We start from the raw sequence: 24,181 nt of genomic DNA on the forward strand, positions 1-24,181 counted from the left end.
CCGGCGCGGAGGACGCCGTCGGCCGGGGTCAGGGCGATGTGCCCCGGAGCTTCAGCCGGGCCCGGATCGCGCGGACGGCGGATTCGGCGTCGTCCACGGTCACCGTGAACGTGTGGCCGTCGCCCAGCCGGATCACCATGCCCTCGCCGCGCCGGACCACGACGGCCGTGCCCTTCTCGGGCCGCCACCGGTAGCCCCAGCCGCCCCAGTGCCGGGGGGTGACCGTGGGGGCGAAGTCCGCGCCGACGACGTGGGAGAGCGGGATGTGGCGGCGCGGCAGGCCCAGATGGCCGCAGCGCACCTCCAGGGAGTCCTTGTCGACCCTCACGGCCACATGGACGAAGGCGAGCGTCCCGAAGAGCATCAACAGGCCGGCGGCGATGCAGCCCACGACGGACATGAGCAGGGGCGCGATGCCCGAGGTCCACACGGAGCCGACCGCGAGCGCGATGCCGAGGGCCAGGCAGGCCGCGCCCGCGCAGGCCAGCAGCCACTGCACGCGGTTGGTCGCGCGGCCGGTCCAGACCTCGGGCTGGCCGTCGGTCACGGCTCGCTCGCCGTGCTCCTCATGGGCTCGGTCCTTCATGGCTTCGAGACTACTCAGGTTCCGCCGCGAAGGCATGCCGTCGCTCAGAGTGACCAGCACGGGAGCAGGGGCACGCCGGGTGAGTCAGAGCGCGGGGCTGACCGCCGCGAGCACGCGCCCTTCGGCGTACGCGAGTGCCGCCGCCGGCAGCCGCTCCTCGCGCCCGCTCAGCAGCACCGTGAGACCGGGCGTCGCGGGGCTGGACCCGGCGTCGGCGGACCGGCCGACCCGGCGCAGCGCCTGGGCGGCGACGGCGCCGGCCGAGCCGTACAGCGCGAGCGGCGGCAGCTGGGGCTGCTGCACGGCGGCGCGGATCCGCTCCGCGACCAGTTCGTAATGGGTGCAGCCCAGGACGACGGCCCTGACATCGGGCGGGGTCAGGGCAGCGGCGGCGGCGATCGTCTCGTCGATGGCCTGCTCGTCCGCGTACTGCACGGCGTCGGCGAGGCCGGGGCAGGGCACCTCGGTGACGGCGACGCCGCTCGCGAACTGCTCGATGAGGCCGCGCTGGTAGGGGCTGCCGGTGGTGGCGGGCGTGGCCCAGATGGCGACGGGGCCGCCACCGGAGGCGGCGGGCTTGATGGCCGGCACGGTCCCGATCACCGGGATGCCGGGCTCCAGGCGGGCCCTCATGGCGGGCAGCGTGTGCACGGACGCGGTGTTGCAGGCCACGATCAAGGCGTCGGGCCGGTGCGCTGCGGCGGCCTCGGCGACCGCGAGGGCGCGCCTGGTGAGGTCCTGCGGGGTGCGCGGCCCCCACGGCATCCCGTCGGGGTCGGAGGCGAGCACCAGATCGGCGTCGGGCCGCAGGCGGCGCACCGCGGCCGCCGCGGCGAGCAGTCCGATACCGGAGTCCATGAGCGCGATCTTCACCCGGTCACCATAGTCGATGGCCCCCGCGGGCCCGGGTCCGTGGGGCAGACTTCGACGGATGAGCGCCGTTGCGTGGATCGCCGCCGGATCGCTTGCCGCGTGGCTGTGGCTGCTGTGGGGGCAGGGTTTCTTCTGGCGTACGGATGTGCGCCTTCCGCCGCGGGAGGACCCCGGGCGCTGGCCGTCGGTCGGTGTGGTCGTGCCCGCCAGGGACGAGGCGGACATGCTGCCCGTGAGCCTGCCGTCCCTGCTCGCGCAGGACTATCCGGGCCGGGCCGAGGTCTTCCTGGTCGACGACGGCAGCTCGGACGGTACGGGCGAGCTGGCGCGCGAGCTGGCCGAGCGGCACGGGGGCCTGCCGTTGACCGTCGGCTCGCCCGGTGAGCCGCCCGCGGGGTGGACCGGCAAGCTCTGGGCGGTGCGGCACGGGATCGCTCTGGCCCGCGCCCGGGACCCGGAGTACCTGCTGCTCACCGACGCGGACATCGCTCACGCGCCGGACAGCCTGCGGCAGCTCGTGGCCGCCGCCCACGCGGGCGGTTTCGACCTGGTGTCGCAGATGGCCCGGCTGCGCGTGCGGAGCCTGTGGGAGCGCCTGGTGGTGCCGGCCTTCGTCTACTTCTTCGCCCAGCTCTATCCCTTCCGCCGGATCGGGCGGAAGGGGGCGCGCACGACGGCCGCGGCGGGCGGCTGCGTCCTGCTGCGCGCCGACACCGCGGAGCGGGCGGGGGTTCCCGACTCCATCCGGCACGCGGTGATCGACGACGTGGCGCTGGCGCGCGCGGTGCGGCGCTCGGGCGGCCACCTCTGGCTCGGGCTCGCCGAGGGCGTCGACAGCGTGCGCCCCTATCCCCGCCTGGCGGATCTGTGGCAGATGGTGGCGCGCAGCGCGTACGCCCAACTGAGGCACAACCCGCTCGTGCTCGCCGGCACGGTCGTCGGGCTCGGGGTGGTCTACCTCGCCCCGCCGTGCGCCCTGGTCGTGGGCCTGGCCACGGGCGAGGTGCCGGCCGCCGCGCTGGGGGGCCTGGCGTGGCTGGTGATGGCCGGCACGTATCTGCCGATGCTGCGGTACTACGGGCAGCCCTGGTGGCTCGCTCCCCTCCTGCCCGCCACCGCCTTCCTGTACCTCCTGATGACGGTGGACTCGGCGGTGCGGCACTACAAGGGGCGGGGCGCGGCCTGGAAGGGGCGTACGTACGCGCGTCCGGACGCCGCGGCCGGGCCCGCCGTCGAGCGGCGCTGAGCGGTCACTTCCTGCCCGGGGTCCAGTTCATGCCCCATCCGTAGGCCTGGTCGATGGTGCGCTGCGGGCTCACCCCGCGCTCGGGGACGAGGTAGCGGGCCTCGCGCTGGACGACGAGGTCGCCGCCGGTGTTGGTGAGCAGGGCCAGCGCGCACACCGTCGAGGGGACCGTGCACTCGTCGAGCGAGAAGTCGACCGCGGCGCCGTGCTGCGGCTGGAGGGTGACGGTGGCGTTGAGGTCGGCGAAGCTGCGGGCGCCCTCGTAGATGGTCACGAAGATGACGACCCGGCGGAAGTCCTTGATGTGGTCGAGGTTGATGGTGAGGTTCTCCCCACTGGCGACCGCGCCGGTGCGGTCGTCGCCGTCGAGCAGCATGTATGGCGGTTGGTGCAGCGCCCCGAAGGCGTTGCCGAGGGCCTGGACGACTCCCTTGCGGCCGTCGGCGAGTTCGTAGAGCGCGCAGAGGTCCAGATCGAGGTCGGCGTGCAGGGCGACGGCCCTGCCGAGCTTGGCGCCCCAGCCCTTGAACTGCTTGCGCGTCTGCCAGTTGAGGTTCACGCGCATGGCGCCCGAGGTGCCGCCCTGCTTGGTCAGCGAGACGGACGGGGCGTCCTTCGTCAAGGTGACCTTGCTCAGGCGCACGGGCGCGGGGGTGGGGGTGGGGGTGGGGGTGGGGGCCGGTTCGGGTGCGGGGGGAGACGCGGGTGCGGGGGCGGCGGTGGGTGCCGGTGCGGGTTCGGGTGCCGGCGCGGGTGCGGCGGCGGGAGGCGGTGTCCTGGCCGGCTGGTCCACCGTGATCCCGTAGTCCGTCGCGAGCCCCTCCAGGCCGCTGCCGTATCCCTGGCCCACGGCGCGGAACTTCCACGCGCCCTGGCGCCGGTAGAGCTCGCCGAGCACGAAGGCCCGCTCCACGGTCGCGTCCGCGCTGTCGTAGCGGGCGAGTTCGGCGCCGTCGGCCGCGTCGAGCACCCGGATGTAGAGGCCGGGGACCTGCCCGAAGGTGCCGCTGTCGGCCGAGGCCGCGAGCACCACGGTCTCGATCGCGGGCTCCACGCGCGCGAGGTCGACGGTCAGCACGTCGCTGACACCGCCCTCGGCGTGCCGCTTGCCCTCGTGGCGCACCGCCCCGGAGGAGTGGGCGGGCTGGTTGTAGAAGACGAAGTCCGCGTCCGAGCGCACCTTCCCGGAAGCGGTGAGCAGCAGGGCGGACGCGTCGGCGTCGGGCACTCCGGCGCCCGAGGCCCACCCCAGCTCCACCCGCACGGCGGATGCCGGCAGGGGAACGTTCGATCCTTTAGACATGGTCATGTCCGCACCCAATCGTGAGTCACCGCGTCCGGCAGGGCCGCCGATTCCGTTCGCCGCCAACCTATTACCCGCGTCACAGGCGGGCCCATGACCGCGTCCCGCGGGCCTCGCGGCCGCGCCGCGGCCGACCGCGGGTAACCCGCCAGGATCACGGTCTTTACACGATTCGTACGCCGTTCGGCGACCGATTTTCCCAAGTTCGCTCGCATTGGGGGTCCATCGCCACTGCCGACACGTAAAACAACCCTCTTATCGGTCTCCCCAACCAGCACATCAAGGGCTTAACTTATGGGGTATGACCTCCCCCCGCTCCACCTATGGCGGCGGTTACTACTCCGCGCCGTCCTTCACGGACACTCCGATCTACGACTCCCTCGTCGCAGAGCGGGGCACTCCCCAGATCGCCCCGATTCGGGTCCCCTCCGCGTACGACACGGGTAGCCACAGCCACCTGCCCGCCCTCCAGTCCGCGCTGCCCGCGCTGCCGGCCGCCCCCGCCCAGCACAATCCGGGATACGGCTACCCGCAGGCCCAGCAGCCGGCCCCGCTGCACCAGGCCGCTCCCGCGCCCTACATCCCACAGCAGGCCGCCGCTCCGCGCGGGTATCCGGGCGCCCAGCCCCAGCGGCCGGCCGCCGGCACGGGGTACGAGGCGATGCGCCCGGCGGCGCCCCGCCCCGCTCCCGCGCCGTACGAGGATCCGTACAACCGCCCCTATCGCGGGTACTGATCGCCCTGGGGCGTCGCTGTCAGTGACTGCTGGCAGGATGTCCCCATGTCGAAATCAGCCCTTCGGTCGATCCACGTCCACCCGCTCAAGGCGGCCCAGGGACATGCCCCGCGCGAGGCCGTCGTGGAGCCCTGGGGGCTCGCGGGTGACCGACGGTGGATGCTGGTGGACGACGAGGGCCGGTTCGTCTCGCAACGGCCGCATCCGCGCATGGCGTTGGCCGCCGCCGGGCTTCTGCCCGGCGGCGGCATCCGTGTGTCCGCTCCCGGCCGCAGGCCCCTCACGATCGCCGTGCCCGAGCCGGTGGCGACGGTGCCGGTGGAGATCTGGGGGGACAGGATCGAGGCGGTGCCGGCGAGCGCCGAGGCGCACGCCTGGTTCAGCGCCCACCTCGACGCGAGCGTGCGGCTCGTGCACCTCGACGACCCCGCCAAGCGCCGCCCCCTCGACCCCGGGTACGCCGAGGAGGGCGAGACGGTCAGCCTGGCGGACGGCTTTCCGCTGCTGCTCACCACCCTCTCCTCGCTCGACGCCCTGAACTCCCTGATCGCCCAGGGGGACCACGCCGACGAGGGCCCTCTTCCGATGAACCGCTTCCGGCCCAACGTCGTCGTGGACGGCACCCCGCCCTGGGCCGAGGACGACTGGAAGCGCCTGTCCATAGGCGAGGTCACGTTCCGCGTCGTCAAGAAGTGCGGGCGCTGCGTCGTGACGACCACCGACCAGAACACCGCGGAGCGCGGCAAGGAACCGCTGCGCACGCTGGCCCGCCACCGCCGCTTCGGCGACCAACTCGCCTTCGGGCAGAATCTGGTGCCCGAACACACCGGTACGATCCGCGTCGGTGACGCCGTCACGATCCTCGAATGACCGGCGCCTCGGCGGGGAACTCGAAGGCGGGACAGGGACGTTGAGGGTGGTGGACGCGAGAGGGACGAGCGCGGCCGTGAAGGTCTCGTGCGGGAGGGCGGCTTCGCGGGACGATGCCGCTCCCCCTTCTCGGCCACCCGCGCGGGCCGTGCCCATCCAGTCCCGGCCATGACGGACGCGGAAGGGGGGGCGGGGCTGTGCGAGCGGTCGCCGGACTCTGGCGGTGGCGGCACAATCCGCTGCGCCGCCGGACCGACCTGGCCGAGGCCTGGCTGGCGCTCGCCGCGCTCGTGCTGATCGTGGTCGCCGCCCCCCTCGTCGGCACGCTCGCCGCCGGTGTCTCGCGCGGCGCCCTGCTCGGTTCGGTGCGCGAGCAGCGCGAGACCCGCCACGCGGTCGTCGCCGCGGTCCTGCGGCGGGTCCCCGCTCCCCCGCTCGACCCCGACCCGGAGACCTCGTCGGCGCGCGACGCCCACAGCCGGGTGCTCGCGCGCTGGACGGCGCCGGACGGCACCCGTCGCGCGGGGGTCGTCGTGGCGGCGCTCGACACCCCGAAGGCGGGGGATCGCTTCCGGCTGTGGACCGATGAGCGCGGCCGGGTCGTCGGCCGGCCGCTGGACACCGCGACGGCGACCACGCACGCGGCCCTCGCCGGACTCGGCGCGGCCACGGCGGGCGTCGCCGTCATCGAGGGCACCCGCAGGCTCGTCCTGTGGCGGATCGTGCGGGGCCGCCACCGCCGGCTGGACCAGGCCTGGGCCGAGGCGGGCCCGGACTGGGGCAGGACCGGCACCGGTTCCTGAGCCGCCCCGGACCCGACCGCGCGGGCAGCAGCCCGGCGATCGGGTCAACTGGCCCTGCTCCCGCGCGCTACGGTGGACCGGCCGAAGTCTTCGGCTCCTCGCGCGGCGGTGCGGCACATCGCGCACACCGGCGCAGGATCCCGCGTACGACGAGGTGGGGGCAGAGCAACTCCATGGCACAGGGCACGGTCCAGGTGACGCACACCGGCACGTCGCGGTGGCGGCGCCGCACCGGCGAGTACGCATCCCTCGCCGCCGCCTTGGAGGCCGCGGCCGACGGCGACATACTGACCGTCGCCCCGGGCACCTACCGCGAGAACCTCGTGGTCCGGCGCGCGGTGACGCTGCGCGGCCCGGACGGCCCCGGAGGCTCCGTGCGCATCGCGCCGTCCGATGGCGTGCCGCTCACGGTGCGCGCCTCCGCGATCGTGCGGGACCTGCACATCGAGGGCCAGGACTCCGCCGCGCCCGCACTGCTGATCGAGGACGGCGCCCCCGAGCTGACGGACATCCGGGTCGTGACCCGCTCGGCGGCCGGCATAGAGGTGCGGGGCGGCGCCCGCCCCACGGTGCGCCGCTGCACCGTCGACAACCCCGGCGGCATCGGCATCGCGGTGCTCGACGGCGGCGGCGGAGTCTTCGAGGAGTGCGAGGTGGTCGCGGCGGGCCAGTCCGGCGTGGCGGTACGTGGCGGCGCGCACCCGCGCCTGGAACGCTGCCGGGTGCACCACGCGTCGGGCGCCGGGTTCTCGGTGACCGGCGAGCACACCGGCCTGGAGGCCATCGGCTGCGAGGTGTACGAGGTCAAGGGCTCGGGCGTGCACGTCACGGGGCGGGCGTCGGCCCAGCTGACCGACTGCGACGTGCACCGCACCACCTCGGACGGCGTCACGCTCGACACGGACGCCGTGCTGACGCTGGCGGACTGCCGCATCCACGACATCCCGGAGAACGCGATCGATCTGCGTTCGCGCTCCGTGCTCACGCTGACGCGTTCCACGGTCTGCCGGTTCGGCCGCAACGGCCTGTCGGTGTGGGACCCGGGCACGCGCGTGGACGCCAACCAGTGCGAGATCCACGACAGCACGGGCGACTACCCGGCGGTCTGGGTCAGCGACGGCGCGACGGCCGTCCTGGAGTCCTGCCGGGTGCGGGACGTGCCGGACGCGCTGTTCGTCCTGGACCGGGGCTCGCGCGCCGACGTCGTGGACAGCGATCTGACCCAGGTGCGCAACACGGCGGTGTCCGTGAGCGACGGCGCGACGGCGCAGCTGGACGACTGCCGCATCCGGGAGGCGGCGACGGGCGCGTGGTTCCGCGACCACGGCAGCGGTGGCACCCTCTCCGGCTGCACGATCGACGACGTGCAGACCGGCGTGATCGTCACCAAGGGCGCGGACCCCACCATCGAGCGCTGCACGGTCACCTCGCCCGCCGAGGCGGGTTTCTACGTCTCCGCGGGCGGCCGGGGCGGCTTCCACGGCTGCCGGGTCAGCGGCAGCGGCGGGTACGGCTTCCATGTCATCGACGGCTGCCGTACGACGCTCAAGAAGTGCCGCACGGAGCGGTGTGCGCGCGGCGGCTTCGAGTTCGCGGAGGAGGGTCCGCTGGTCGAGGACTGCGCGAGCGACGAGAGCGGCGGGCCGCGCGCTCCCGGTGCGGCGCCGCAGGAGGCGCCGGCCGTGCGGACCGCCACGCAGACCGTGGGGCTGCTCGCCCCGGTCCCCGCCCAGCAGGCGGCGCCGGTTCCCGTGCCGTCCGTCCGCGCCTCCAGGGAGGTGCTGGGCGAACTCGACGCGCTGGTCGGCCTGGACAGCGTCAAGCGGGAGGTGCGCGCCCTCACCGACATGATCGAGGTGGGCCGCCGCAGGCAGCTGGCCGGGCTCAAGGCCGCCTCCGCCCGCCGCCACCTGGTCTTCACCGGCTCGCCGGGCACGGGCAAGACGACGGTCGCCCGGCTCTACGGCGAGATCCTCGCCTCGCTCGGCGTCCTGGAGAGCGGCCACCTCGTCGAGGTCTCGCGGGTCGACCTGGTCGGCGAGCACATCGGTTCGACGGCGATCCGCACCCAGGAGGCCTTCGACCGGGCGCGCGGCGGGGTGCTGTTCATCGACGAGGCGTACGCCCTGTCGCCCGAGGACTCCGGGCGCGACTTCGGCCGGGAGGCCATCGACACGCTCGTGAAGCTGATGGAGGACCACCGCGACGCCGTCGTGGTGATCGTCGCCGGCTACACGGCGGAGATGCGGCGCTTCCTCTCCGTCAACCCCGGCGTCGCGTCCCGGTTCTCGCGGACCATCACCTTCAGCGACTACGCCCCCGAGGAGTTGCTGCGGATCGTGGAGCAGCAGGCCGAGGAGCACGAGTACCGGCTCGGCGCGGGCGCGGGCGAGGCGCTCCTGAAGTACTTCACGGCTCTCCCCAAGGGCCCGGCGTTCGGCAACGGCCGCACCGCGCGCCAGACCTTCGAGGCGATGGTGGAGCGGCACGCGGGCCGCGTGGCCCAGCTGCCCGAGCCGAGCAAGGACGACCTCACCCTGCTGTATCCGGAGGATCTGCCGGAGCCGGTGTGAGCGGTGGCGTCGCCGCGGGCCTCGGGGCGGGCACGACCGCCTTGAGGCGGGCGAGGAGCCGCGCGCGTTCCTCGGCGAACGCGGGGTCGGACTGGTAGTCGCCGTGGCCGCGGATCGGTGCCGGGAGCGGGTGTTCCTCCGTACGGCCGTAGGCGAGGGGGTCCTTGAGGGGGGCGCGGTCGACCTGTGGGCCGCAGTCGCCGCGCAGGCCGATGGGGCCGCCGATGGGGTCGGTGGGGCGGTGCAGGTTGCGCCAGCAGTCGACCTCGCGGTGCAGCGAGGTGAGCGCCGCCGGGCCGAAGTGGGCGGGGAACCAGCGGCCGTAGAGGCGCTCCAGGGGTGAGCCGTAGGTGAGCAGGGCGACGCGCCTGCGCACCGAGGGGCGCAGCTGCCAGGCGGCCGCCGCGGCGAGGACGCTGCCCTGGGAGTGACCGGACAGGACGAGGCGGCCGCCCGTGGCGCTGGTGGCCCGGGTCCAGGCGGCCATGCGCCAGGTCAGGTCGGGCACGGCCCGCTCGGCGTAGCAGGGCGGGGCGAAGGGGTGGGCGGCGCGCGGCCAGAACGTGCCGACGTCCCACAGGATGCCGATGGTGCGGCGGGCCGAGGCGTCCTTGTAGGCGCGGCGCCCCCAGGTGACGAACAGTATGAAGCCGAAGCCGATCAGCCAGGAGCCGAGCGCCTGGCAGGTCTCGGCGACGCCCTCCACGACGGCGGGGGTGCCTTGCGCGGCCTTGGCGGGGACCTGCTTCGTCAGCCAGGCACCGGCGAGGGCTCCCGCGCCGAGCAGCAGGGTGACGGCGGAGATGATGCCGACGAGCAGCGGGGCGCGGTCGGTCAGGGCGGCCCGTGCGCGGGTGCCCGCGATGCGGCGGGTGCGGGTGGTGTCCTGGGGCTCGCCGGCGTACTCGGCCGCCACCGCGGCCATCTCGCGGCGCTTGCGCTGGAGGGTGCGCACGCCGAAGTAGGCGCAGAGCAGGGCGACGACGACCAGGAGCGCCGGGATCACGGACGCCTGCCAGGTCAGGAGCACGGGCGGGCCGGCGATGGAGCCGTGTGCGCCGTCCAGCCAGTCGGCCACCCGCTGTGCGCCGCCGCCGGACATCACCCCGCCGAGGGAGCAGGCCAGCATCGCGACGGCGGGGCCGCCGAGGCCGCGGATGGCGGTACGGGCGTTGGGCGCGGTGCGGTACAAGAAGTGGGCGCACCCGGCGAGGGCGACGATCAACAGGCCCTGGACGAGGGCGATGCCGCCGAACGTGGCGTCGCCGGGCAGTCGGCCCGCGGACTGCCAGGAGGGGCGCGACCAGCCCGCGTACAGCAGGGTCAGCGCGAGCAGGGCGAGCGTGGCCAGGGGGAGCCCGCGCACGAGGGCCCGGTCCAGTTCGCGGTCGAGCCGGTTCTCGGTGCGCCCCCTGCGGCACACCACCCACACGACGACTCCGATGCCGAGGACGAACGCCGTGACGAGGGTCCAGCCGAGGACGTCGAGGAGGGCGGGTCCGCCGGGGCGCCGGTCGTGGCGCGCGGCCGCGGCGCCGACGGCAGCGGCGACGGTGAGCAGGCCCGCGGCGGTGTGGGCGGCGCGCAGCCGGGCGACGAGCCTGCGGCCGTACCAGAAGCCGGGCCTGCCGAGCGCGGTGCGGCTGGTCTCCTCCTCCGGGTCGGGCTGGTGGGGCAGCGGCTGCTGGGATTCGTACGCGCTCCAGGTGCGGTGGGAGAGGTACCAGAGCAGGCCGGTGAGGGCGGCGGGCAGCAGGGCGGCGAGGGCCAGGCGGCGGCCGGGCTGTGCCCACCAGCCGCCGTGGCCCGCGCCGTCGGTGGCGAGGAAGCCGAGCCAGGCGCGGTCGGCGGAGCACCGGGGGGTGCCCGCGCACTGCCAGGCCGTGAGGTCGAGCGCGACCTCGCAGGCGGCGGCGACGAGCAGCACGGTGAGGGTGAGCCCGGTCAGCCGCACCAGGAGGCCGTAGGCGCGCGCGAGGCGTCGGCGGTGGCGGGAGGTGGGGCGCATCCAGTGGGCGAGGTTGACGACCATGAAGGGCAGCAGCAGGAGCCACAGGGCGCGGGAGCCGTTGCCGGAGGTGAGGTTGCACCAGACGTAGGCCTCGGGGACCGGTTTGCCGCGGTAGTCGTCGGGGCGCGCTTCCGCGTCGGCGTCCTCGGCGCGGCGGAAGAGCGCCGCCGTGTCGTCGCCGGCGATCCGCACGGTGCGCGGGTCGCCCAGCATCTGGTCCGGTGTGGTGCCCCCGACTCCATGGACCAGGAGTTCCAGGGCCGTCTCGTCCTGTGTCGCACGCTCCACTGTTCCGCTTCCCCCGAGGTGTGCGTGGTGGGGAACAAGGATCCCGGCTCACTGCCGACGGCGCACCCCTCGTCACGTAATCTCCCCGTCCCGGGTGGCCGTGAACCCGCGCGCGGGTGATCGTCCGGCTGTCGGTGGCACATGCGAGGATGAGGTCGTGCGCCGGTCGGGCGCGGTGGGTGTGACGAGGCAGAGGGGCCGGGCCGGGTGTGAGTGAGAACCAGAACCTTCTCGCCGAGCAGCGCCGTGCCCTGATCCTCGACGAGGTGCGCCGGCGGGGCGGGGTCCGGGTCAACGAACTGACCCGGAAGCTGGGCGTGTCCGACATGACGGTCCGCCGTGATCTCGACGCGCTCTCGCGCCAGGGGGTCCTGGAGAAGGTGCACGGCGGCGCGGTGCCGGTGGTCGAGGCGAGCACGCACGAGCCCGGGTTCGAGGCGAAGTCCGGCCTGGAGCCGACCGCCAAGGAGGACATCGCCCGCGCCGCCGCGTCCCTGGTGGCGCCGGGCTCGGCGATCGCGCTGTCCGGCGGCACGACGACGTACGCGCTGGCGCACCACCTCCTCGACGTGCCGGATCTGACGGTGGTGACCAATTCGGTGCGGGTCGCGGAGGTGTTCCACAGCGCCCAGCGCGGCTCGGGGCAGCGGCAGGGCGGGGCCACGGTGGTACTGACCGGCGGGGTGCGCACGCCCTCGGACTCGCTGGTCGGGCCGGTCGCGGACCAGGCGATCGCCTCGCTCCACTTCGACGTGCTCTTCCTCGGGGTGCACGGCATATCGCCGCAGGCCGGCCTGTCGACGCCCAATCTGGCCGAGGCGGAGACGAACCGGCGGCTGGTGGGGTCGGCGCGGCGGGTGGTGGTGGTCGCGGATCACACCAAGTGGGGCACGGTGGGGCTGAGTTCGTTCGCCACGCTCTCGCAGGTGGACACGCTGGTGACCGACGCGGGGCTGCCGGCCCAGGCGCGCGCGGAGATCTCCGAGCGGCTGAACCGGCTGCTGGTGGCGGGCGAGGGCGGCGGGGGCACGGCACCGACCGCCGGCGCCGGCGAGGCGTCGGACGCCGGGGCCCCCACGGACGCCGAGGACGCGGCGGGCGCCTGACGGGCCGTCGGCCTACTCGGGCCACGCTCCCGTCGTGAGCAGCGTGTCGATCGCGCGGGCGTACGGCGTGATGTCCAGGCCCTGTTCGGCGAGCCAGGTGTCGGAGTAGTACTTGTCCAGGTAGCGGTCGCCCGGGTCGCAGATCAGGGTGACGACGCTGCCCGTGCGGCCCGCGGCCACCATCTCGGCGACGATCTTCAGGGCGCTCCACAGGCCCGTGCCGGTGGAGCCGCCGGCCTTGCGGCCGATGGCCTGCTCCAGGGCGCGCACGGCGGCGACGGACGCCGCGTCGGGCACCTTCATCATGCGGTCGATCGCGCCGGGCACGAAGCTCGGTTCCATGCGGGGGCGGCCGATGCCCTCGATGCGGGAGCCGCAGTCACTGCTCGCGTCGGGGTCGCTCTTGGTCCAGCCGTCGAAGAAACAGGAGTTCTCCGGGTCGGCCACGCAGATGCGGGTGTCGTGCTGCATGTAGTGCACGTAGCGGGCGATGGTCGCCGAGGTGCCGCCGGTGCCGGCCGTGGCGACGATCCACGCCGGCTCGGGGTAGCGCTCCAGGCGGAGCTGCTGGTAGATCGACTCGGCGATGTTGTTGTTGCCGCGCCAGTCGGTGGCGCGTTCCGCGTACGTGAACTGGTCCATGTAGTGGCCGCCGGTCTCGACGGCGAGGGCGGCCGACTCGGCGTACATCGTGCGCGGGTCGTCCACGAAATGGCACTGACCGCCGTGGAATTCGATCAGCCGGATCTTCTCGGCGCTGGTCGTGCGCGGCATCACCGCGACGAAGGGCACGCCGACCAGTTTCGCGAAGTACGCCTCGGAGACGGCCGTGGAGCCGCTGGAGGCCTCGATGACCGGGCGGCCCGGCCTGATCCAGCCGTTGCACAGGCCGTAGAGGAAGAGCGAGCGGGCGAGGCGGTGCTTGAGGCTGCCGGTCGGGTGCGTCGACTCGTCCTTCAGGTACAGGTCGATGCCCCAGTGCTCGGGCAGCGGGAAGCGCAGCAAGTGGGTGTCGGCCGACCGGTTGGCGTCGGCCTGGACCTTGCGGACGGCTTCTTTGAGCCAGGCGCGGTACTCCTCGTCACTGTGGTCGACGTCGAGCGTGGGCATCGGACCGACGGCTCGATCCGGCTGTGGGGTGCTCACCGCGGGGCTCCTTCGCGTCGTGCCGGACGCGATTCGACGCGGCCGTACCCTCCGATCATAGACACCCCTCACACGCCTCTCACCTGCATAAACACACCTTTGGGCAGCCCAAAGCCACCGCTGGCCCCCGCCGTCGGGCGGCCGGTGGCGCGGGGGCGGCCCGGGCCGTGTGCCGCGTGTCGGGACGTCTCCACGCACACTGGTGCTCGGCGCCGGTGGCGTGCAGACTGCACCGCAGGGGCACGTGTCCCGACAGGAGCGGTTCACCGAGAAATACAAGGGGGCGGAGCCTCATGGCGGAGCCGGAGTTCACGGCCACGGGCGTGCGGATCGGCCGGCGCCTGCGTTCCCTCACCCGGGCCGGGCAGGTCCGTATCGCCGACGGCAGACTGGAGTTGCTCACCAGTTACGGCAAGGAGATCGACAGCGCGCCGGTGCAGGCGGTGCGCACGGGCAAGCCGTGGTTCGCGGCCCAGGACCAGGCGCTGGCCGACGTGAACGGCAGGCGTTACACCCTCACGCTCGGCGAGCGGGAACCGGGCCCGGGGCAGGGCGGCCCGCCGACCGTGCGCAGATTCATCGAAGCCGTCCGCCGGGCCGGCGAGCGACGCCGACGGCTCTGACCGGAAGCGTCCCCCGCCGCCGTGAGCGGGTCCTCGACGGCGGGCGGGGGTCCGACGCGCCGGTCCCCCGGTGCCTACGGGCGGGCGCGGGAGCGGGCGGAAGGCTGTCCGGCGCCGTGGGCGGGAGCGGGAGACGCAAGTCCTCGCTGCCGTGGGCGGGGCCGGGCGGAAAGCTGTTCGGCGCCGTGGGCGGGGTCGGGCAAAAGGCTGTCGGCCGCTGTGGGCGGCAGCCGGACGCGCAGGGCCTCGCTACTACGGGCGGGGCCGGACGGAAGGCCGTCCGGTGCCGTGGGTTGGGTCGGGGCGGAAGGCTGTGGGTGGCAGCCGGACGCGCGGGGCCTCGGCGCCGTGGGCGGGGCCGGGCGGGAGGCCGTCCGGTGTCGTGGGCCGGGGCGAAAGGGAGAGGCGGCGCCGCCCGGCGGCGGAGCCACGGCGGCGCGCGCGGTTGCACGCCCGCACCCCCTGGGTCACTCTGGTCTCACATCACTCTGGGTTTACCGGCGATGACGCTGAAGAACCAGCCCGCCGCCGGCCACGCAGCAGGCGGCAGACCACGCGGCCCCCTGCTCGATCCGAACGTCGTCTTCTTCCGGACCTCAATTCGGGGAGTCGCAGCCGTGATCAGCCAACCAAGCAGGCATTGCACGGTGGAGCTCCAGGCTCTGCCGTCGCGGATCCGCCAGGTCCGCAGAATCATCTCTGCGCAGTTGCGCTACTGGCATCTCGATCCCTTGATAGACCAGGCCGCGCTCGGCGTGACCGAGTTGCTCAGCAACGTCCACCGGCACGCCGAACCGGACAAGGGCTGCACCGTGGAGATCGAGCTGCTGCTCGACCGCCTCACGGTCTCCGTCCACGACAACGACCCTCGGCTTCCCGAGGTCCACGACGCCGAACCCTTCGCCACCTGCGGCCGAGGCCTCGCGATGGTCGCGGCGGTCAGCGAGAGCTGGGGCGTGAGTCCGCGGGGCGACACGGGCAAGACCGTGTGGTTCACGCTGCCCGCGCCCTCCCCCTTGGCGACCGTGCCCGCGTATCCCGTGTACGGGTCGGCCGCGAAGACTCCCGCCCGGTCGGCCATTGCCGGCTGACCGGGCGGTGACCCTCCTTCCCGCCCGCACCCGGTGAAGACGGCCGGCGGCACATCGGGACGTGCCGCCCGCCGAACGGGGCGCGGGCCCCCCGACGCTCCCCCGGCAGGTGTAACCGAACGGCGAGAGGCGCGCCCCTCATAGACCTCTGTACCTACTAGTATGTACAGTGTCCGCATGAGCACTCCGGAGCGTCTGATCGAGTCCACCCGCGCGCTGCTGTGGGAGCGGGGTTACATCGGCACCAGCCCCAAGGCGATCCAGCAGCACGCGGGCGCGGGGCAGGGCAGCATGTACCACCACTTCGCGGGCAAGTCCGATCTCGCGCTGGCCGCGATCCGGCGGACGGCCGAGGAGATGCGGGCCGCCGCCGAGGCCGTGCTGGGCGCCCCGGGATCCGCGTACGGGCGGATCGAGGCGTATCTGCTGCGCGAGCGGGACGTGTTGCGGGGATGCCCGGTCGGGCGGCTCACGATGGACCCGGACGTCATCGCGAGCGACGAACTGCGCGCCCCGGTCACCGCGACCCTCGACTGGCTGCGCGACCGGCTCGCGGGAATCCTCGAAGAGGGCCGCGAGCGCGGCGAGTTCACGTCCGCGCTCGACGCGCGGGAGATCGCCTCGACGGTCGTCGCGACGGTCCAGGGCGGTTACGTGCTGGCCCGCTCCGCCGGTTCACCGGCCGCCTTCGACGCGGCGGTACGCGGCCTGCTCGCGCTGCTCAGGGGCTGCGCGGCCCCGCACGCCACCACTGCCATCGCCTCCCACGCCGACACCAACGAGTAAGCAGGGAACATCCGTTGCACATCACCCGTCATCGGCCCGACAGCCGGCCGGGCCCGGCCGAGCACTTCACCGGAACGGTCTGGCTCGACGAGATAGCCGCGCCTCCACCCCCTTCACGCCTGCGGATGTTCAGTGTCCACTTCGCGCCCGGCGCCCGGACCGCCTGGCACCGCCACCCGCACGGTCAGGTCCTCCACGTCACCGAGGGCGAGGGCCTCGTGCAGCGCGAGGGAGGCCCGGTGGAGACCATCCGGGCGGGTGACACGGTGTGGATCGAGCCCGGCCAGGCGCACTGGCACGGCGCGGGGCCGCGCACGTTCATGACGCATCTGGCCGTGGTAGAGGCGGCCGAGGACGGGACGACCGCCGACTGGGGCGCCCTGGTCGACGCCGGCGCCTGCCCCAACTGAGCCCGCCACCAAGGAAGTACACGATGCGTGCCATGCAGTACGAGATCACACTGCCCGCCGACTACGACATGGGGATCATCCGCCACCGCGTCGCCTCGAAGGGCCACCTCCTCGACGCGTTCGCCGGGCTCGGCTTCAAGGCGTACCTGATGCGCGAGCGCGGCACGGACGGCTCGCCCGTCAACCAGTACGCGCCGTTCTACTGCTGGAACACCGCCGCGGGCATGAACTCCTTCCTGTGGGGGCCCGGTTTCCAGCAGCTCGCCGACGATTTCGGGCGGCCGGTGGTGCAGCACTGGCCGGTCCTCGCGTACGAGGACACGGGTGCGCCCGCCGTGACACCGCGGACGGCGGTACGCCACCGCCAACCGATCCCCGCGACGTCACGCCTGCCCGAGCTGGCGGAGCAACTCGCCGACGAGGCACGGCGGTCGGTGCGGCACGACGGCGCGATGAGCGCGCTGACCGCGATCGACCCCCGCACCTGGGAAGCGGTGCACTTCTCGCTCTGGGAGGGTGCGGCGCCCGAGGGCCCCGGAGAGGTCTTCCAGGTGCTGCACCTGTCGGCGCCCGAACGCGAGAAGCCGGCGACGGGACGGCAGTGGTGACCCCGCCGGATGCGGGCGCCGCCCCCACGGTGCGTACCGTCCTCGGGGACATCGCCCCGGCCGACCTCGGCGTCTGCGACGCCCATGACCACCTCTTCCTGCGCAGCCCGCAACTGCCGGGCCAGGAGCTGGATTCGGCGGAAGCGGCGGCGGACGAGCTGGCCGCGTTCCACGCGGTGGGCGGGCGCGGCGTCGTGCAGTGGACGCCGTACGGGATGGGGCGGCACGCGGCCCGACTGCCGGAGCTGTCCCGGGCGGCCGGCGTACGGATCGTCGCCGCGACGGGCCTGCACCAAGCCGTGCACTACCCGGCGGAGCTGCCGACGCGCCTGCGCGCCGAGGGGCTCGCGGAGCTGTTCGTCCGCGAACTCACGGAGGGCATCGGGGACTTTGGTGTACGCGCCGGGCTGATCAAGGTCGCGGGCGGTTTCCACGGGCTGGACGCCCACGCGCGCTGGACGATGGGCGCGGCGGCCGAGGCGCACCACGCGACGGGCGCGCCGATCGCCGTCCACCTAGAGCTGGGCACCGCCGCACTGGACGTACTCGACCTGCTGTGCGGGGAGTTGGCGGTCGCCCCGCACCGGGTGGTCCTCGGGCACCTCAACCGCTCCCCCGACCTAGCCGTCCACCGCCGGGCCGCCGAGGCAGGTGCTTTCCTGGCCTTCGACGGCCCCTCCCGCGCCCATCACGCCACGGACTGGCGCATGCCGGAAGCGGTGCGCGCCCTGGTGGAGGCGGGGTACGCCGACCGCCTGCTGCTGGGCGGCGACACGACCACGGCGGGGGCGAGGTCGGTGCGGGGCGGGCCGGGGATGCCCCATCTGCTGCGGGGAGTGCGGGCCCGGCTCGAGGCCGCCGTCGGCGCGGAGCCGGTGGAGCTGATGTTGACGGCCAACGCGGGACGGGCGTTCGGGGTGGAGTGGGCGTAGGAACGTATTGCACCGTCCGTTCCAAAACCGGTACGGTCTCCCCATGGCCCGCCCGAGGACTTTCGACGAGGAACGGGCCCTGGACGCGGCCATGCGCGCGTTCTGGGTGAACGGCTACGAGGCCACCTCGACCCAGGACCTGTGCGAGGCCACCGGCCTGGGCCGCAGCAGCATCTACAACACGTTCACCAGCAAGCACGACCTGTTCCGGCGCGCCCTGGCCCGCTACATGCAGCGCATGAACGCCGGGCAGATCGAGATCCTCGAGGACGGGGAGCGGTCGGCGACGGAGCGCGTCCGCGCGCTGCTCGCCCGCATCATCGACGGCGAGTTCGAGCACCGCGAGGACGGGCGCAGCATCGGCTGCCTCACCGTCAACACGACCGTCGAACTCGCCGCGCGCGACCCGGAGTCGGCCGCGATGCTGGAGCGGGACCTCGCGATCCGGCTCACGGCGCTGCGGGCCGCGATCCGCTCCGGGCAGCGGGACGGCGACATCACGCGGAAGCGGGACGCGGACACCCTCGCCCGCTATGTCAACGCCGTCATCGGCGGGATGCGGATCTCCGCGCAGGGCGGTGTCGACCGCGCCGCCCTGGAGGCCATCGCCGAGACCGCCCTCGACGCGTTGGCGGTTCGCTGACCGCCCCGGAGTCGACCGCACGGGCCCGGCTCGCACCCTCGTCGCCTTCGCATGTCCTCATTTTGTACTGACCTATCCAAAACGTTCGCCCGCCGCGCCCGACAGGAGCACACCGCCATGCCCCGTGCCGTATACGTCCTGGCCCTCGGCATCTTCGCCATGGTGACCAGCGAGTTCGTGGTCGCAGGCCTGATGCCGCGGATGGCCGAGGGACTGCACGCCACGATTCCCGAGATCGGCTACCTCATCACCGCCTTCGCCGCCGCGATGGCCCTCGGCGGGCCCTGCCTCACCGTGGCTCTGCTGAGATCGCGTCAGAAGACCTCGCTCATGCTGCTGTTCGGCATCTTCCTCGTCGGCAACGTGCTCGCCGCCCTCGCGCCCGACTACCGCACGATGCTGGTGGCCCGGGTGCTCACCGGCATCGCGTCCCAGGCCTTCTTCGGCGTCTCCATCTCCCTGGCCTCCCGCCTCACCCGGCCCGACATGCGCGGACGCGCCATCGCCGTGGCCCTCAACGGGCTGATGCTCGGCACCCTGCTCGGCCTGCCGCTGTCGACCGTCATCGGCGAACACCTGGGCTGGCGCGCCGCGTTCTGGGCCATCACCGCCCTGACCGTGCTCGCGGCGCTCGCCACGCTCGCCGGCGTGCCGGACGCGGACGGCGGTGTTGAGGAGAGCGGCGGTCTCCGCGCGGAGCTGGGCGCCTTCCGCAGTCGGCGCCTGTGGCTGACCCTCACCACCAGCACCTTCGTCATCGGCGCCACCTTCTCCGCCTTCAGCTACCTCAACCCGATCCTCACCGAGGTCACCGGCTTCGCCACCGGGACCGTCCCCCTGCTGCTCATCGCGTACGGCGCCGCCACCGTCGTCGGCAACACGATCGTGGGGCGGCTCGCCGACCGCCGCGCCGTCGCCGTCCTCGGCGTGGGGCTCACGCTGAACGTCGCCTTCCTGGCGGGGTTCGCACTCTTCGCCCAACTGACCTTGCCCGCCGTGGCGTTGACGATGGGCATCGGGCTGGTCGGGGTCACCATGAACCCGGCCCTGGCGACCCGGGTCCAGCGGGCCGGCAACGCGCGGCCCCTGGTGAACACCGTCCACTCTTCGTTCATCACCCTCGGCATCATCATCGCCACGTCCGTCGGCGGCCCCGCCATCGACGCCTTCGGGCTGCGGGCACCCCTGTGGATCGGCGCGGGACTCGCCGCGCTCGGGCTCGGCACGCTGGTGCCGGACGTGCTGCGCCGCCGGGCCGGGGCGAGGGCGAGCGCGGCGGCACCGATCGAGGCCTCCCGCCCCGTGGCCCCCGGCCTGGACGTGCCCGAGAGGGTGTAGCACCCGTCCGGCTCCGGCGGCCGTCGCCGCGACGCCCGCGGCCGCCAACCCGGCCGTTCCCTATCCCAGCGCCCCCAGGGGGTCGTCGAGCACCGGCTGCCAGGCCAGCTCCGCGGCCCCCACCAGGCTGTTGTGGTCCAGGGTGCAGGCGAGGATCGGCACGCTGCCGCTGCGCCCCCACAGGCTCCGGTCCGCCACCACGGCGCGCAGCCGCTCCGGGTCGGCCTCCAACAGGGCGCGGTGCAGCCCGCCCAGGATGATCCGGTCCGGGTTGAGGATGTTGACGAGGCCCGCGAGACCGAGGCCGAGCCGGTCGATCAGCGCCTCGGCGGCGGCGCGCACCGCCGGGTCGCCGTACGCGTCGCGCAGCAGGGTCCGGGCCTGGACGAGCAGCCCCTCGGGGCCCGGCTCGCGGCCGGCCTGCGTCAAGAAGGCGAGGGGGTCCGTCTCCACGTCCAGGCAGCCCCGGCTCCCGCAGTAGCAGGGCCGCCCCTCGGGGTGCACGGTGAGGTGTCCGACCTCCAGGGCGAGGCCCGAACTCCCGGTGTGCAGACGGCCGTCGAGGACGAGGGCGCCGCCCACGCCCCGGTGGCCCGTCGCCACGCACAGCAGGTCCCGGGCACCGCGGCCCGCGCCGTGGCGGTGCTCGGCGAGGGCGGCGAGATTCACGTCGTTGCCCGCGAAGGCCGGTCCCTCGATGCCCGCGGCCCGCACGCACTCGGTGAAGATCTCGCGCACCTGCGCGCCCGCGGGCCAGGCGAGGTGCAGCGGATTGAGCGCGGTGCCCTCCGGCTCGGCCACCGCGGACGGCACGGCGAGGCCGGCGCCCACGCAGCGCCGGCCGGTCTCGCGCAGCAGCCGCGCGCCCGCGTCGACCACAGAGCGAAGCACCTGGGCCGGGTCGGCGTCGACGGTCTCACAGCCGGGAGCGGTCGCGACGGCGCGGCCGCCGAGGCCGACCAGCGCGGCACGGAAACCGTCCGCGTGCACCTGCGCCGCCAGCACGACGGGCCCCTCGTCCGCGACGGACAGGCGGTGCGAGGGCCTGCCCTGCGAGCCCGCCGCCGCGCTCGGCTTGGCATCGATCCGGATCAGGCCGAGCGCCTCCAGCTCGGCGGCGACCGCGCCCGCCGTGGCGCGGGTGACGCCCAGCTCCGCCGTGAGGACGGCACGGGTGGGGGCGCGCCCGGTGTGGACCAGTTCGAGCGCGGGGCCCAGCGCGCCGCGGCCCCGCTCCAGGCGGGTACGCGTGGTCACTTCCCCCTCGGCACGGGGGTCAGCCTTGCCGTTCATGAGGGCGAGTCTCCCATGATCCGCACACGGCATCGCCTGCTCCGTACACGGCGTCGTCGTGCGCAGGTCATCCGCCCGTTCCCCGGCGAGGGGCGACGGGGCCTTCGCCGAGGAGCCGGGGCGCGGGCGTCTTCGTACGCCGGGCCGGTCCGTGCCCCGGCGCCGCGTACGGGGATCGCCCCCCCCCGGGTCGTCCCGAGCGCCGAATCGCCTTGTACGAGACCGGTGCGCACCCCTACCCTGACTTTGTGCCGCTACTAAACAAACTCGGGACCGCGGCGTCGCGGCCCACCGATCCCGCCCTGCGCCGCCTGCGCGCGGCCCTCACCGTCTTCTTCGCCCTCGACGGCTTCGTCTTCGCCGGCTGGGTCGTCCGTGTCCCCGCCATCAAGGAGCGGACCGGCGCCTCGGCGAGCCAGTTGGGGCTCGCCCTGCTCGCCGTCTCCGCCGGCGCGGTGGTCACGATGACGCTGACCGGCCGCCTCTGCCGGCGCCATGGCAGCCTGCCGGTGACCGTGGCCTGCGGGGTGCTGCTCCCGCTCAGCGTCGCGCTGCCGCCGCTGACGGATTCGGTCCTCGTGCTCGGGCTCGTCCTGCTGGTCTTCGGGGCCGCGTACGGGGGCATCAGCGTCGCGATGAACAGCGCCGCCGTCGATCTGGTGAGCGCTCTGCGGCGCCCCGTGATGCCGAGCTTCCACGCGGCGTTCAGCCTGGGCGGCATGCTCGGCGCGGGGCTCGGCGGCCTCGTCGCGGCGCACCTCTCCCCCACGCCCCATCTGCTCGGCATCACGGTGACCGGTCTCGCGGTCACGGCCGTGACGGCGCCCACGCTGCTGCGGCCGGGCGCGGCGGAACTCCTGCGGGCGCACTCCCCCGTCAGGCCCGACGGCCCCGCCGCGGCGTCCAAGCGGGGCGGTTCGCGCCGCATGGACCGCCGCACCCGCGGCCTCGTCCTGGTCTTCGGGCTCATCGCGCTGTGCACGGCGTACGGCGAGGGCGCCATCGCGGACTGGGGTCCCCTGCACCTGGAGCAGGACCTGCACGCGCACCCGGGCATCGCCGCCGCGGGGTACTCGTGCTTCGCCTTCGCGATGACCGTCGGCCGTCTGCTGGGCACCACCTTGCTGGAGCGGCTCGGCCGGACCCGTACGGTCGTCGCCGGCGGCGCCACCGCGTGCGCCGGGATGCTGCTCGGCGCGCTCGCGCCCTCCGCGGGCCTGACCCTCGCCGGGTTCGCCGTCACCGGGCTCGGCCTCGCCAACATCTTCCCCGTGGCCGTCGAACGGGCGGGCGCGCTCGCCGGACCCGACGGGGTCGCCACCGCTTCCACACTCGGATACGGCGGCATGCTCGTCGGACCGCCCCTCATCGGGTTCATGGCCGACTGGTACTCCCTGCCGGTCGCCCTGACGAGCGTCGCCGTGCTCGCGGGGGTCGCCGCGTGCGTCGGCCTCGCGACCCGGCGCACGGAGCGGAGCGGACGCCCGGAACCGGATCACACGGGACGCCCGGAGCGCAAGCGCTCCGCGGAAACGGTCTGACATCTCCCCCGGGCTCCCATTCGAGCGCGCTCCATCCGACACAATCCCCGCATGGACATTTCCCGGCACATACAAGTGGTCAGCGACGAGGGGCGGTTGCTCGCCCGGGCCGCCGAGGAGGCCGGGCCCGACGCCAAGGTGCCCACCTGCCCGGACTGGGAGGTGCGGGACCTGCTGCGGCACACGGGCATGGTGCACCGCTGGGCGACGGCCTTCCTCGCCGAGCGGCGCACCGAGTTCCGGCTCGGCGGGCAGCTGCCCGACCTCGACGGCACGGCGCTCCTCGACTGGTTCCGCGAGGGGCACGCCGCGCTCGTCGACACGCTCACCTCGACCCCCGCCGACGTCGAGTGCTGGGCCTTCCTGCCGGCCCCCTCGCCGCTGGCCTTCTGGGCCCGGCGGCAGGCGAACGAGACGACCGTCCACCGGGTCGACGCCGAGTCCGCGCGCGGCGGCACCCCCTCGCCGGTGGACGCCGATTTCGCCGTGGACGGGATCGAGGAGCTGCTGCTCGGCCTCCACGCGCGCGAGAAGAGCCAGGTGCGCACCGCCGAACCCCGGGTGCTGCGGGTGCGCGCCACGGACGCGCCCGCCGAGTGGACCTGGACCATGCGCCTGTCCGACGGACCTCCGGTCACCGAGCGCGGCGCCACGGCCCCTGCCGACTGCGAGATATCGGGGCAGGCCGCGCGGCTCTATCTGGCGCTGTGGAACCGGCTGCCGTTCCCGGAGGTGACGGGCGACCGCTCGCTCGCGGCCCTGTGGCGCGAGAAGTCGGCCATCGTCATGCGCTGAACGCCGACGCCCGTCGACACGTGCTGAACGCCGACACTGGCCGGGCCCGCACGCGCGCCCGGCTCAGCCGGTGAGCATCCGGGCGAGGACCGCCCGCTGCACGGGCCGTACCTCGCGATGGAGCGCGCGGCCCTTGTCCGTGAGGGAGACCCGCACCCCGCGCCGGTCCTCGCTGCACATGCCGCGCTCCACGAGGCCGTCCTTCTCCAGGCGCCCGATGAGGCGGGAGAGGGCGCTCTGGCTCAGGTGGACCTGCGCCGAGATCTCCTGCACACGGAACGTGCAGCCACCGTCGTCCGAGGACCCTTCGGCCAGTACGTCGAGCACCTCGAAGTCGCTCGCGCCCAGGCCGTGGGGGTGCAGCTCCCGGTCGAGTTCGCACAGTGTGCGCGCGTGTACCGCGAGGATGCCCCGCCATTGCTCCACGAGCCCCTGCTCGGCTGTGTTGGCCGCCATGTGTCGCACGGTAGCAGAGGATGTCCAGATTGTTGCATCGTCATCTATTGCACGTGCATGCGATACGCGCGCCAGCCAGCCGTGCGCGCACCTGGAGGTCCTGGGCCCGCCTCCCTTGTCCGCC

At 74.0% G+C, this 24,181-nt stretch carries 23 protein-coding genes; 16 read left to right on the forward strand and 7 right to left on the reverse strand.

Annotated elements, in window-relative coordinates; genetic code table 11:
- Nucleotides 1-28 precede the first annotated feature (28 nt).
- A complete protein-coding gene (locus ACZ516_RS13985) occupies nucleotides 29-586 on the reverse strand; it encodes a hypothetical protein (protein ID WP_358701881.1) in 558 nt (185 codons plus the stop codon).
- Nucleotides 587-670: 84 nt separating this feature from the next.
- Nucleotides 671-1,459 (reverse strand): glutamate racemase, encoded by a 789-nt coding sequence (locus ACZ516_RS13990; RefSeq protein ID WP_361084705.1) that lies wholly within the window; start codon nucleotides 1,457-1,459, stop codon nucleotides 671-673.
- Nucleotides 1,460-1,517: 58 nt separating this feature from the next.
- On the opposite strand from ACZ516_RS13990, the gene ACZ516_RS13995 reads away from it, so the two are divergent.
- A complete protein-coding gene (locus tag ACZ516_RS13995; RefSeq protein WP_469010259.1) occupies nucleotides 1,518-2,705 on the forward strand; it encodes a glycosyltransferase in 1,188 nt (395 codons plus the stop codon).
- A 4-nt stretch (nucleotides 2,706-2,709) separates the two neighbouring features.
- On the opposite strand, the gene ACZ516_RS14000 is transcribed toward ACZ516_RS13995, so the two are convergent.
- Nucleotides 2,710-4,014 (reverse strand): TerD family protein, encoded by a 1,305-nt coding sequence (locus ACZ516_RS14000; RefSeq protein ID WP_469010260.1) that lies wholly within the window; start codon nucleotides 4,012-4,014, stop codon nucleotides 2,710-2,712.
- A gap of 295 nt (nucleotides 4,015-4,309) precedes the next feature.
- Here ACZ516_RS14000 and ACZ516_RS14005 point away from each other — a divergent pair, with 295 nt between their 5' ends.
- The 4 genes from ACZ516_RS14005 (at nucleotide 4,310) to ACZ516_RS14020 (ending at nucleotide 8,990) form a co-directional block, all read left to right on the forward strand.
- Nucleotides 4,310-4,744, forward strand: a complete 435-nt coding sequence (locus ACZ516_RS14005; protein ID WP_358913455.1) for a DUF6643 family protein — start codon at nucleotides 4,310-4,312, stop codon at nucleotides 4,742-4,744.
- A gap of 45 nt (nucleotides 4,745-4,789) precedes the next feature.
- Nucleotides 4,790-5,614 (forward strand): MOSC domain-containing protein, encoded by an 825-nt coding sequence (locus ACZ516_RS14010; protein WP_358701489.1) that lies wholly within the window; start codon nucleotides 4,790-4,792, stop codon nucleotides 5,612-5,614.
- 197 nt (nucleotides 5,615-5,811) lie between these two features.
- Nucleotides 5,812-6,417, forward strand: coding sequence for an Rv1733c family protein (locus ACZ516_RS14015; RefSeq protein ID WP_469010263.1), 606 nt, complete (start codon nucleotides 5,812-5,814; stop codon nucleotides 6,415-6,417).
- Between the two features lie 173 nt (nucleotides 6,418-6,590).
- Nucleotides 6,591-8,990 (forward strand): right-handed parallel beta-helix repeat-containing protein, encoded by a 2,400-nt coding sequence (locus ACZ516_RS14020; protein ID WP_361084694.1) that lies wholly within the window; start codon nucleotides 6,591-6,593, stop codon nucleotides 8,988-8,990.
- Here the strand turns inward: ACZ516_RS14020 and ACZ516_RS14025 are convergent.
- Nucleotides 8,950-11,214, reverse strand: a complete 2,265-nt coding sequence (locus ACZ516_RS14025; protein ID WP_469010491.1) for a hypothetical protein — start codon at nucleotides 11,212-11,214, stop codon at nucleotides 8,950-8,952. The two genes, ACZ516_RS14020 and ACZ516_RS14025, sit on opposite strands and share 41 nt — an antisense overlap.
- Nucleotides 11,215-11,498: 284 nt before the next feature.
- Between ACZ516_RS14025 and ACZ516_RS14030 the strand changes: the two genes are divergently transcribed.
- Nucleotides 11,499-12,395, forward strand: a complete 897-nt coding sequence (locus ACZ516_RS14030; protein ID WP_469010264.1) for a DeoR/GlpR family DNA-binding transcription regulator — start codon at nucleotides 11,499-11,501, stop codon at nucleotides 12,393-12,395.
- Nucleotides 12,396-12,407: 12 nt separating this feature from the next.
- Here ACZ516_RS14030 and cds1 read toward each other — a convergent pair whose 3' ends face one another.
- Nucleotides 12,408-13,505: an L-cysteine desulfhydrase Cds1 gene (gene cds1, locus ACZ516_RS14035; RefSeq protein WP_358579379.1), complete on the reverse strand. Its 1,098-nt coding sequence runs from the start codon at nucleotides 13,503-13,505 to the stop codon at nucleotides 12,408-12,410.
- A gap of 329 nt (nucleotides 13,506-13,834) precedes the next feature.
- Here cds1 and ACZ516_RS14040 point away from each other — a divergent pair, with 329 nt between their 5' ends.
- From ACZ516_RS14040 to ACZ516_RS14075, 8 genes are all read left to right on the forward strand, one after another.
- Nucleotides 13,835-14,164 (forward strand): hypothetical protein, encoded by a 330-nt coding sequence (locus ACZ516_RS14040; RefSeq protein WP_358579242.1) that lies wholly within the window; start codon nucleotides 13,835-13,837, stop codon nucleotides 14,162-14,164.
- Nucleotides 14,165-14,781: 617 nt separating this feature from the next.
- Nucleotides 14,782-15,255 carry an ATP-binding protein gene (locus ACZ516_RS14045; protein WP_358579243.1) on the forward strand — a complete coding sequence of 158 codons (474 nt, stop codon included), beginning with the start codon at nucleotides 14,782-14,784 and terminating at the stop codon, nucleotides 15,253-15,255.
- A gap of 162 nt (nucleotides 15,256-15,417) precedes the next feature.
- Entirely contained in the window at nucleotides 15,418-16,041 is a 624-nt protein-coding gene (locus tag ACZ516_RS14050) for a TetR/AcrR family transcriptional regulator (RefSeq protein ID WP_469010265.1), read from the forward strand.
- 14 nt (nucleotides 16,042-16,055) lie between these two features.
- Nucleotides 16,056-16,451 carry a (R)-mandelonitrile lyase gene (locus ACZ516_RS14055; protein WP_358699174.1) on the forward strand — a complete coding sequence of 132 codons (396 nt, stop codon included), beginning with the start codon at nucleotides 16,056-16,058 and terminating at the stop codon, nucleotides 16,449-16,451.
- Between the two features lie 23 nt (nucleotides 16,452-16,474).
- On the forward strand, nucleotides 16,475-17,059 hold the full coding sequence (locus tag ACZ516_RS14060) for a DUF4865 family protein (protein ID WP_469010266.1): 585 nt from the start codon (nucleotides 16,475-16,477) through the stop codon (nucleotides 17,057-17,059).
- Nucleotides 17,053-17,991 (forward strand): phosphotriesterase family protein, encoded by a 939-nt coding sequence (locus ACZ516_RS14065; RefSeq protein ID WP_469010268.1) that lies wholly within the window; start codon nucleotides 17,053-17,055, stop codon nucleotides 17,989-17,991. Before ACZ516_RS14060 ends, ACZ516_RS14065 begins: the two co-directional genes overlap by 7 nt.
- Before the next feature lie 43 nt (nucleotides 17,992-18,034).
- Nucleotides 18,035-18,634, forward strand: a complete 600-nt coding sequence (locus ACZ516_RS14070; protein ID WP_469010270.1) for a TetR/AcrR family transcriptional regulator — start codon at nucleotides 18,035-18,037, stop codon at nucleotides 18,632-18,634.
- 117 nt (nucleotides 18,635-18,751) lie between these two features.
- Complete coding sequence (locus tag ACZ516_RS14075; RefSeq protein ID WP_469010272.1) at nucleotides 18,752-19,972, forward strand: MFS transporter; 1,221 nt, start codon at nucleotides 18,752-18,754, stop codon at nucleotides 19,970-19,972.
- A gap of 60 nt (nucleotides 19,973-20,032) precedes the next feature.
- Here ACZ516_RS14075 and ACZ516_RS14080 read toward each other — a convergent pair whose 3' ends face one another.
- A complete protein-coding gene (locus ACZ516_RS14080) occupies nucleotides 20,033-21,265 on the reverse strand; it encodes an ROK family protein (protein WP_358579258.1) in 1,233 nt (410 codons plus the stop codon).
- 248 nt (nucleotides 21,266-21,513) lie between these two features.
- Here ACZ516_RS14080 and ACZ516_RS14085 point away from each other — a divergent pair, with 248 nt between their 5' ends.
- Both ACZ516_RS14085 and ACZ516_RS14090 read left to right on the forward strand, forming a co-directional pair.
- Nucleotides 21,514-22,806, forward strand: a complete 1,293-nt coding sequence (locus ACZ516_RS14085; RefSeq protein ID WP_469010273.1) for an MFS transporter — start codon at nucleotides 21,514-21,516, stop codon at nucleotides 22,804-22,806.
- Nucleotides 22,807-22,857: 51 nt separating this feature from the next.
- Nucleotides 22,858-23,601 (forward strand): maleylpyruvate isomerase family mycothiol-dependent enzyme, encoded by a 744-nt coding sequence (locus ACZ516_RS14090; protein ID WP_358913441.1) that lies wholly within the window; start codon nucleotides 22,858-22,860, stop codon nucleotides 23,599-23,601.
- Between the two features lie 63 nt (nucleotides 23,602-23,664).
- Here ACZ516_RS14090 and ACZ516_RS14095 read toward each other — a convergent pair whose 3' ends face one another.
- Nucleotides 23,665-24,057 carry a MarR family winged helix-turn-helix transcriptional regulator gene (locus tag ACZ516_RS14095; RefSeq protein WP_358579266.1) on the reverse strand — a complete coding sequence of 131 codons (393 nt, stop codon included), beginning with the start codon at nucleotides 24,055-24,057 and terminating at the stop codon, nucleotides 23,665-23,667.
- Nucleotides 24,058-24,181 lie beyond the last annotated feature (124 nt).

The organism is Streptomyces sp. NPDC034037, from assembly GCF_055575715.1.